The sequence below is a fragment of the Streptomyces vulcanius genome (assembly GCF_042653945.1).
Classification (GTDB): Bacteria; Actinomycetota; Actinomycetes; order Streptomycetales; family Streptomycetaceae; genus Streptomyces; species Streptomyces mangrovi.
This window is the reverse complement of the sequence record NZ_JBHSFK010000071.1, coordinates 25,637-35,536: the sequence shown is the minus strand read 5'-3', so window position 1 is coordinate 35,536 and position 9,900 is coordinate 25,637. Positions and strand designations below refer to the sequence as shown.

Genomic DNA, 9,900 nt, shown 5'->3' with positions numbered 1-9,900 from the left:
TCAGTTTCCGCCCGTCGGAGAGGGCGGCGGTGATGGTGACGCCGCGGTCGATGCCGATGACCTCACCGGTGCCGGGCGCGGGGACCGGCCCGGGGACGACGGCGAACGCGGCATGCCACTGCCCGTTCCTCAGCGTGACGCGGAACGTCTTCGCGTCGGGCAGTTTCGCGCCCTTGCCCTGCGCACTGAGGCGGAAGCGGACCCAGCCGCAGCCGGGCACCTTCACCTGCGCCCACCGCCGGTTCAGTTTCCGTACCACGACCGAGCGGCCCATGACCTGCCGGCCGGTCCTCGCGTTCACCTTCACCGAGCCGTCTGCCTGATGTTCGGGCACCCGGTCGGTGCCGATGACGCGGAAGCCCTCGTGCCGGTCCTTCCTGCGCCAGGTCGGCTCACCGAACCCGGACGTGAAGCGCGCGTTCTTGGCTGCGGCGAAGTCCTTGAGGGCCTGCTGCTGCACGTCCGCGTTCCCGGCCGCCAGCCACTCATTGGCGCGCCGGGCCTCGGTGAGCCGACGGCACTGCTCGGCAAACCCCGGCGCGGACCTGCGGCCCGGCTTCCACTGCGCATGCTGCTCGACAGCGAGGTTCCACACGTACCTCGCGTGCGCGCAGTGCAGCAGCATCTGCCGCACCTGCCCACCCGTCGGGTACATCCGAAACCGCGCCATGCCGCGAACGTAGACCACACATTCCACGACCGCCCACCTCATCGATCACCATCACCCATGCGAGTGACCACACCCCGGCCGCCACCGGCCACCGGCCCCAGGATCCTCACATCCCCGTCACCACCGCCTGTCCGTGGCCACCCACGGCATCCCGGACAGCGACACCGGACCGCCCTGACGGCGATCCGGCCACCCCTGCCCGAAAGCCAGGTGGAAGGTCTCCCGCGGCCACTGGGCACGCAGCAGATCCGCCGCAGGGATGATCCCGACGACCGTCAGTGCTGCCTCTCTGCGGAGGTCACGCAGGCGCCGGGCGACAGCCTCACGGACAGCCTGCGCGGACGAAGACGGAGAGAGGGGCATTGGCCTGGCCTACTGGTGCGCGCTGTCAGCGGATTTCGTATTGGTCGTGCGGTATGCCGCGGTCCCACACGGCGTCGAACGCCCCGGCGCAAAGCTTCGCCGCAGCCGGGTCCTCGCTGATCTCGCCGCCGCCGGAGGCGCCGTCGCCGGCGAAGTGGTTCCACCGGATGAGTCGACCGTCGAACAGCCAATAGTCGTTCCCGGGCAGCGCTATGTCCGATGCCTGCCGACGGGGCAGCCACCGCACCTGTTCGCCTGCGGCCACGTTGGTGAACGTACCGTCGTACAGGAAGCGGGTGTACTCACTGACCGGCTCGGACACAATGCGGGCCCGCCGGACAACGACCCCGCGGGCCACCGTCTCCTGGATCAGGCCGAGCCACGACCGCCACCAGGACGCGCGGTCCGCTGGATCGTGGCGGAATCCCGCCCGCCACTCCGCGAACGGACCCTTCTCGTAGTCGACCGCGTAGGCATCCCGCATCTCCAGATGGACGGCGGAACGCTCGCAGCGAGCGATCAGCTCACTGAACGGTGGCGCGCTCGACGGCATCGCAGGCCTCCCTGATCATGTGCACCATCCTGGCTGGAATACGGATCACAGCCTCGCCCTCGGGGATCCCTTTGCCGTGACCGGGCGCCTGGAACGCGGCGCACTCCGCTTCCTGTTTGGTTGGACGACCCGGCCGGCGCGTCATGGCCTGTGTACCACCACCCTGCCTGACCACCACCGCAGGACGGGCCGGAGGGCCACTCGGACGCAACGCCCGAGGGGGCGGTGCCGACGTGTGACCGGTACCGTCCCCTCTGAAGCGTTCTGTCAGTCCTTCGGCTTCTTCGGGCGCCAGACCACCAGCGCGCTCGTCTGCTGGACCTCCTGGTACGGGACCAGGTCACGGCGGTAGGAGGCGTGGACCGCCGCCTCGCGCTGTTGCATCGCCGAGGCCGCGCCGTCCAGCGCGTCCTGCATCTCCGCCATCCGGGCCTGCAGCGCGGCGACCTGGTTCTCCAGTTCGATGATGCGCTTGATGCCGGCCAGGTTGATGCCCTCGTCCTGCGACAGCGCCTGCACCGTGCGGAGCAGTTCGATGTCGCGGGCCGAGTAGCGGCGGCCCCGGCCGGCGGTGCGGTCCGGGGAGACCAGACCGAGGCGGTCGTACTGCCGCAGCGTCTGCGGGTGCAGGCCGGAGAGCTGGGCCGCCACCGAGATGACGTAGACCGGGGTCTCCTCGGTCAGTTCGTACGGCCCACGGAAATTGTCACTGCGTCGGCGGCCGTCCATCCCTGTCATGCTCCCTTCGCGGCCTCGAACAGCTCCGCCCGTGGATCCTCGCCCTCGGTCGCCTCGCGATACGCCTCGAGCGCTTCACGAGCCTTCCCCGGCAGGTCCTTGGGCACACTCACCTCGACGGTGACCAGGAGGTCTCCGCGGGTGCCGTCCTTGCGGACCGCGCCCTTGCCGCGCGCCCGCATGGTGCGGCCGTTGGGGGTGCCGGCGGGCAGCTTCAGGGTGAGGGAGGGGCCCCCGAGGGTGGGAACCCTGATCTCGCCCCCGAGGGCTGCCTCGGTGAACGTCACCGGCACCGTGACCGTCAGGTTGTCGTCCTTGCGGCCGAAGACCGGGTGGACGCCGACATGGACCACGACGTAGAGGTCGCCGGACGGGCCACCGCGCTCGCCCGGCGCTCCCTTGCCGCGCAGGCGGATGCGCTGGCCGTCCGTCACCCCGGCCGGGATGCGGACCTGCATGGTGCGCGAGGACTTGGCCCGGCCGCTGCCCTTGCAGTCCAGGCAGGGGTGCTCGGCGATCAGGCCGCGGCCCTTGCAGTCCGGGCAGGGGTCGGTCAGGGAGAAGCCGCCGCCGGAGCCGCGGGCCACCTGACCGGTGCCGACGCAGGTCGGGCACACGCGCGGTGTGCCGTTCTTGTCGCCGGTGCCGGAGCACGCCTTGCACGGGGACTGCGAGGACATCCGCAGCGGGACCGTGGCGCCCTCGATGGCCTCCGTGAAGGTCAGGGTCACCTCGGTGTCGATGTCCTGGCCGCGCCGGGGCTGGGTACGGGTGGTACCCGCGCCGCCGCGGTTGAACAGGCCGCCGAAGACGTCCCCGATGCCGCCGCCGAAGCCGCCGGAACCCCCGCCGCCGCCCTGGGCGCCGCCTCCGAAGAGGTCGCCCAGGTCGAAGTTGAAGTTGCCGCCGGCGCCCGGCCCCGGGCGGAGGCCGCCGTTGCCGAAGAGGGCGCGTGCCTCGTCGTACTCCTTGCGCTTCTTGGGGTCACCGAGGATGTCGTTCGCCTCGGAGATCTCCTTGAAGCGATCCTCCGCCTTGGCGTTGCTCTTGTTGGCGTCCGGGTGGAACTCGCGGGCGAGTTTCCGGTACGCCTTCTTGATCTCGGCCTCGGTGGCGTCCTTGGGGACGCCGAGGACCTTGTAGTAGTCCTTCTCGATGAAGTCCTTGGTACTCATCCTCGACGTGCCCCCTTTCCGTTGTTCCGCTCGGTGTCTACGTCAGCCCCCCTCAGGGCCGTTGTCCTTCTCGTCGCCGGTCTCGCCGTCCTCGGCCTTGACCGCCTGGGCGCCCGGCTGGGGCTCGGCGACGGCCACCCGCGCGGGGCGGATGGTGCGTTCGCCGAAGCGATACCCGGGCTGCAGAATCGCCACGCATGTCGTCTCGGTGACGTCGGGCGCGTAGCTGTGCATCAGGGCCTCGTGGATCGTCGGGTCGAAGGGCTCGCCCTCCTTGCCGAACTGCTGGAGGCCCATCTTGGCCGCGACGCTCTCCAGCGACTCGCCCACCGACTTGAAGCCGCCGAGCAGTTCGCCGTGTTCCCGTGCGCGGCCGATGTCGTCGAGGACGGGCAGGAGCTCGGTCAGGAGGTTCGCGATGGCGATCTCCTTGACCGCGATCCGGTCGCGCTCGACCCGGCGGCGGTAGTTCTGGTACTCGGCCTGGAGGCGCTGGAGGTCCGCGGTGCGCTCGTTGAGCGCGGTGCGCACCTGGTCCAGCTGTGCCACCAGACCGGCGGTCTGGTTCGCGTCCCCGGCCGGGGCCGCTTCCTTCTCGGAAGGGGCGGCCTTCGGCTCGGCGTCGTCGGGGGTGGCGCCGGAGGGGACGTCGGGCTTCTCCTCGAAGCCCGGGGTCTCCTCCGTCACGCGGCACCGTCCTTGCGCTCGTCGTCCACGATCTCGGCGTCCACCACGTCGTCGTCGGCCTTCGGGGCCTCGGCGTCGCCGGTGGCCTGAGCGGCCTGGGCGTCGGCGTACATGGCCTGGCCGAGCTTCTGGGAGACGGCCGCGACCTTCTCGGTGGCGGTGCGGATCTCGACTGTGTTGTCACCTTCGCCGGACTCGCCCTTGAGCTTCTCCTTCAGCTCGGCGACGGACGCCTCGACCTCGGCCTTGATGTCGCCCGGGACCTTGTCCTCGTTGTCCTTGAGGAACTTCTCGGTCTGGTAGACGAGCTGCTCGCCCTGGTTGCGGGCCTCGGCGGCCTCGCGGCGACGGTGGTCCTCGTCCGCGTACTGCTCGGCCTCCTGGCGCATGCGGTCGACCTCGTCCTTCGGCAGCGAGGAGCCGCCGGTGACGGTCATCTTCTGCTCCTTGCCCGTGCCCAGGTCCTTCGCGGTCACGTGCATGATGCCGTTGGCGTCGATGTCGAAGGAGACCTCGATCTGCGGGACACCGCGCGGGGCCGGCGGCAGACCCGTCAGCTCGAACATCCCGAGCTTCTTGTTGTACGCCGCGATCTCGCGCTCGCCCTGGTAGACCTGGATCTGCACGGACGGCTGGTTGTCCTCGGCGGTGGTGAAGATCTCCGAGCGCTTGCTCGGGATCGTCGTGTTCCGCTCGATGAGCTTCGTCATGATGCCGCCCTTGGTCTCGATACCGAGGGACAGCGGGGTGACGTCGAGCAGCAGGACGTCCTTGACCTCGCCCTTGAGAACACCGGCCTGGAGGGACGCGCCGATGGCGACGACCTCGTCCGGGTTGACGCCCTTGTTGGCGTCCTTGCCGCCGGTCAGCTCCTTGACGATCTCGGCGACGGCGGGCATCCGGGTCGAGCCGCCGACCAGGACGACGTGGTCGATCTCGGCGAGGGAGATGCCGGCGTCCTTGATGACGTTGTGGAACGGCGTCTTGCAGCGCTCAAGGAGGTCGGCCGTCAGCTGCTGGAACTGGGCGCGGGTGAGCTTCTCGTCCAGGTGCAGCGGGCCCTCGGCGGACGCCGTGATGTAGGGCAGGTTGATCGAGGTCTCGGTGGACGAGGACAGCTCGATCTTCGCCTTCTCGGCGGCCTCGCGCAGGCGCTGGAGCGCCATCTTGTCCTTGGAGAGGTCCACGCCGTGGCCCGCCTGGAACTGCTTCACCAGGTAGTCCATGACGCGCTGGTCCCAGTCGTCACCACCGAGGTGGTTGTCGCCGTTGGTGGCCTTCACCTCGACGACGCCGTCACCGATCTCGAGGAGGGACACGTCGAAGGTGCCGCCTCCGAGGTCGAAGACGAGGATGATCTGCTCGTCCTTCTTGTCGAGGCCGTACGCCAGCGCGGCGGCGGTCGGCTCGTTGACGATGCGCAGGACGTTCAGGCCCGCGATCTCGCCGGCCTCCTTCGTCGCCTGACGCTCGGAGTCGTTGAAGTACGCCGGGACGGTGATGACCGCGTCGGTCACCTTCTCGCCCAGGTAGGACTCGGCGTCGCGCTTCAGCTTCTGCAGGATGAACGCGGAGATCTGCTGCGGGTTGAAGGGCTTCCCGTCGAGCTCGATCTTCCAGTCGGTGCCCATGTGACGCTTCACGGACCGGATGGTCCGGTCCACGTTGGTGACGGCCTGACGCTTGGCCACCTCGCCGACGAGCACCTCGCCGTTCTTGGCGAAGGCGACGACGGACGGCGTGGTCCTGGCGCCCTCTGCGTTGGTGATGACGGTGGGCTCGCCGCCTTCAAGAACGCTGACGACGGAGTTAGTCGTGCCCAGGTCGATGCCGACCGCACGTGCCATGGTGATCTTCCTCCAGCTGACTTGAGTGGAACAGGCTCAAGTGTGCACGAGGTCGGCGCATGGGTCAACAGACCTGAGTCGCCCTCACTCAACTCTTATCCGTTCCTTACACGCAAGAAGCCGCTGACCTGCGAAGACTCCAGCAACCTGGCTCTACGATCACCCGATCCGGGGGGCGAATTCCCGGCCTCGGGTTGACGCCGGGGAGCGTATACGGGAGCGGACGGAGCGCGCCTGCGGCCGGGGGCGGTGGCCCGCCGCCGAAGAGTGAGACGCGACACCGGGGCCCGGGTGGAGCCGCGAACCGGCCGCCGGCCCGCGGGCAGACCGTACGCCGGGACCCGCAACAGCGCGAGTACGGCGACCAGGGCGCCGGCCGCCACCCACAGCACCGTCTCCGGCCCGGCCCACCCCGTGTGCGCGAGCGTGGCGACGAGTACCCCGCAGAAGGCGGCCGCACCCAGCAGAAGTGCCGTGCCCCGAGCGGTCAGGCCGAGGCGGCGCAGGCGGTGGGCCAGGTGGTCCGGGGCGGCGCGCAGGAGGGAGCGGCCGGCCGCGCGGCGGGACAGGGCGACGAGCAGCGGGTCGACGACCGCCACCGCGGTGAGCGCGAACAGGACCCCCGTCCCGACGGCGGGATCGTGCCCCGCGCGCGTGGTGACCGCCGTGACGGCCAGCAGGAAGCCCGTGAAGAGGGATCCGCAGGTGCCGAGCGCCACGCGCGCGGGAGGCCAGTTGTGCATCAGGAACCCGGTCAGCGCGGCGGCCAGGACGCTCAGCAGCACCGCGGAGCCGTCCAGCAGCTCGGCCGCCGCGCAGGCCGCCACCCCGAACGCCGTGACCACCCCGACCGTCCCGGCCACCCCGTCCGCGTGGTCCAGGGACCGGAAGGCGAGCGCCACGAAGACGATCCAGCCGACGGCGGCCGCCCCGCCGACCACGCCGGTCTCGCCGTACGGCACGACGAAGGCCGCCGCCACCGCCGTACCGACCACCAGGAGCCGCGCCTTGAACCGGCAGACGTCCGCGATCAGCCCGAGCGCGGCGACGGCGACGGCGACGGCGAGCAGCGCGCCGATCTCGTCGCCGAGCGGGGCGGCGCCCAGCCAGTCGCCGACGCCGGCGACGCCACAGGTGGCCAGGACGACGGCCACGCCTCCGGACAGCGGTACGCGCCGCTGCCGCCGCCGCTCGACGACCCCCAGGCGCAGGGCGGGCAGGCGCAGCAGCGCGGCGAGGAGGGCGGCGAGGAGCAGGGCGGAGGCAGCGGCGGCGATCCCGTAGAGCACGGATATAAGTTAGTCATAAATGTACCAATTTGGTACGAATAACACGGTCAGACTCTGAGGCAACCCTGAGCGATTCAGATCACCCCGCGGCCAGCTACAGTGCGGCGCAAGATAGGGGTAGTCTCAGACAGACGCATAAGTTACCGCTTAGTAATGTACAGGGATCGGCCCGAGGAGCCCCCATCATGCAACTCGCCGCGATCATCGTGTCGCTGGTTCTGACCGTGATCGGCGTCGCGCTGCTCGCACGCGCCATCGGTCAGTTCGTCCGGTATTTCAAGCTGGGCCAGCCGGTCCCTGCCGGCTCCCGGACAGACAACCCCTACGCGCGCAGCGTGACCCTGGTGCGGGAGTTCCTCGGCCACACGCGGATGAACCGCTGGGGCATCGTGGGCTTCGCCCACTGGTTCGTCGCCATCGGCTTCCTCACCCTGCCGCCCACCCTGGCGCAGGCCTTCGGCCAGCTCTTCCAGGCCGACTGGACGCTGCCGATCATCGGCGACTTCCTGCCCTTCGAGCTCTACATCGAGTTCATCGGCGTGATGACGATCCTGGGCATCGCCGTCCTGATGGTGATCCGGCTGCTGAGCCTGCCCTCGCGCGCGGGGCGCAAGTCCCGCTTCGCGGGCTCCAAGTCGGGCCAGGCCTACTTCGTCGAGTACGTCATCCTCACCATCGGCCTCGCGATCTACACACTGCGCGGCCTCGAGGGCGCCCTGCACCACGTCGGGCACTACGAGGCGGGGTACTTCGCCTCGTACCCGCTGGTCCTGGCGTTCAAGGGGCTGAGCGTCCCCACCCTGCAGAACCTGGTCTACCTGGTCGCCATGATCAAGATCGGGACCTCGTTCGTCTGGATGATCGTGGTCTCGCTCAACACCAACATGGGTGTGGCCTGGCACCGCTTCCTGGCGTTCCCGAACATCTGGTTCAAGCGGAACGCGGAGGGCGCGACCGCCCTCGGCGCGCTCCAGCCCATGACCTCCGGCGGCAAGCCGATCGACTTCACCGACCCCGGTGACGACGACGTCTTCGGCGTCTCCCAGGTCGAGCAGTTCTCCTGGAAGGGCCTGCTGGACTTCTCCACCTGCACCGAGTGCGGCCGCTGCCAGTCGCAGTGCCCGGCCTGGAACACCGGCAAGCCCCTCTCCCCCAAGCTGCTGATCATGTCCCTGCGGGACCACGCGCACGCCAAGGCGCCGTACCTGCTGGCCGGCGGCGGCAAGACCGTGGAGGGCGAGGAGAAGGCGTCCGAGGAGCAGCTGGCCGGTGTGCCGGCGGCGGCACTGGCGGAGGCCGAGCGCCCCCTCATCGGCACCGCCGAGGAGAACGGCGTCATCGACCCCGACGTCCTGTGGTCCTGCACCACCTGCGGCGCCTGCGTCGAGCAGTGCCCGGTGGACATCGAGCACGTCGACCACATCGTCGACATGCGCCGCTACCAGGTCATGATCGAGTCCAGCTTCCCCTCCGAGGCGGGCACGATGCTCAAGAACCTGGAGAAGAAGGGCAACCCCTGGGGCCTGGCCAAGAAGCAGCGCCTGGAGTGGACGAAGGAAGTCGACTTCGAGATCCCGGTCGTCGGCCGGGACATCGAGGACCTCTCCGAGGTCGAGTACCTGTACTGGGTCGGCTGCGCGGGCGCCCTGGAGGACCGCGCGAAGAAGACCACCAAGGCCTTCGCCGAGCTGCTCCACATCGCGGGCGTCAAGTTCGCGATCATGGGCGGCGACGAGAAGTGCACCGGCGACTCGGCGCGGCGCCTGGGCAACGAGCCGCTGTTCCAGGAGCTCGGCATGGAGAACGTCGCCGCGCTGAACATGGCCTTCGGCGAGGACGATGACGACCCCGGGACGAAGAAGCCCAAGTCGGCCAAGAAGATCGTCGCCACCTGCCCGCACTGCCTCAACACCATCGGCAACGAGTACCCGCAGCTCGGTGGCGACTACGAGGTCATCCACCACACCCAGCTGCTCCAGCACCTGGTGGACGAGGGCAAGCTGATCCCCGTCACGCCCGTCGAGGGCATCATCACGTACCACGACCCCTGCTACCTGGGCCGTCACAACAAGATCTACACGCCCCCGCGCGAGATCATGACCGCCGTCCCGGGCCTGCGCCAGCAGGAGATGCACCGCCACAAGGAACGCGGCTTCTGCTGCGGCGCCGGCGGCGCGCGGATGTGGATGGAGGAGCGGATCGGCAAGCGCATCAACAACGAGCGTGTCGACGAAGCCCTCTCGCTCAACCCCGACATCGTGTCGACGGCCTGCCCCTTCTGCCTCGTCATGCTCACGGACTCCGTGAACGGCAGGAAGAACGAGGGCAAGGCCAAGGAGTCCATCACCGTCGTGGACGTCGCCCAGCTGCTCCTTGAGTCGGTCAGGACGCCGGTGGATCCGCAGGAGTCGGAAGCGGCGGAGAGCGAGCCGGAGCCCGAGCCGGTGAAGTAGCCGGAGACGTCTTCCTGTGCCCCCTGGTCCGGCCCGGACCAGGGGGCACAGTCATTCCCAAAGATTCACCGAACTCCCGTACAACCCTTACAGATCCACACCGGTCTCCTGATCACCGTCCGGCA

9 protein-coding genes are annotated in these 9,900 nt (G+C 69.4%); 1 reads left to right on the top strand and 8 read right to left on the bottom strand.

Annotated features, from left to right (window positions below):
• The 8 genes from ACFPIH_RS53995 to ACFPIH_RS53960 all read right to left on the bottom strand — a co-directional run.
• A partial coding sequence (locus ACFPIH_RS53995) for a helix-turn-helix domain-containing protein (protein ID WP_385879305.1) occupies window positions 1-670 on the bottom strand: 670 nt, incomplete at its 3' end.
• A 388-nt stretch (window positions 671-1,058) separates the two neighbouring features.
• Window positions 1,059-1,586, bottom strand: coding sequence for a DUF6879 family protein (locus ACFPIH_RS53990; RefSeq protein WP_381185537.1), 528 nt, complete (start codon window positions 1,584-1,586; stop codon window positions 1,059-1,061).
• Window positions 1,558-1,761: a hypothetical protein gene (locus ACFPIH_RS53985; RefSeq protein WP_381185589.1), complete on the bottom strand. Its 204-nt coding sequence runs from the start codon at window positions 1,759-1,761 to the stop codon at window positions 1,558-1,560. The genes ACFPIH_RS53990 and ACFPIH_RS53985 overlap by 29 nt, the downstream gene beginning before the upstream one ends.
• A gap of 92 nt (window positions 1,762-1,853) precedes the next feature.
• Entirely contained in the window at window positions 1,854-2,315 is a 462-nt protein-coding gene (locus tag ACFPIH_RS53980; protein ID WP_381185586.1) for a heat shock protein transcriptional repressor HspR, read from the bottom strand.
• Window positions 2,316-2,320: 5 nt separating this feature from the next.
• Window positions 2,321-3,499, bottom strand: coding sequence for a molecular chaperone DnaJ (dnaJ, locus tag ACFPIH_RS53975; protein ID WP_381185535.1), 1,179 nt, complete (start codon window positions 3,497-3,499; stop codon window positions 2,321-2,323).
• Window positions 3,500-3,541: 42 nt separating this feature from the next.
• Window positions 3,542-4,186, bottom strand: a complete 645-nt coding sequence (gene grpE, locus ACFPIH_RS53970; protein ID WP_381185532.1) for a nucleotide exchange factor GrpE — start codon at window positions 4,184-4,186, stop codon at window positions 3,542-3,544.
• A complete protein-coding gene (gene dnaK / locus ACFPIH_RS53965) occupies window positions 4,183-6,033 on the bottom strand; it encodes a molecular chaperone DnaK (protein ID WP_381185530.1) in 1,851 nt (616 codons plus the stop codon). The genes grpE and dnaK overlap by 4 nt, the downstream gene beginning before the upstream one ends.
• A gap of 95 nt (window positions 6,034-6,128) precedes the next feature.
• On the bottom strand, window positions 6,129-7,322 hold the full coding sequence (locus tag ACFPIH_RS53960; RefSeq protein WP_381185527.1) for an MraY family glycosyltransferase: 1,194 nt from the start codon (window positions 7,320-7,322) through the stop codon (window positions 6,129-6,131).
• Between the two features lie 185 nt (window positions 7,323-7,507).
• Here ACFPIH_RS53960 and ACFPIH_RS53955 point away from each other — a divergent pair, with 185 nt between their 5' ends.
• Window positions 7,508-9,775 (top strand): (Fe-S)-binding protein, encoded by a 2,268-nt coding sequence (locus ACFPIH_RS53955; RefSeq protein WP_381185524.1) that lies wholly within the window; start codon window positions 7,508-7,510, stop codon window positions 9,773-9,775.
• The last annotated feature ends 125 nt before the right edge of the window (window positions 9,776-9,900 follow it).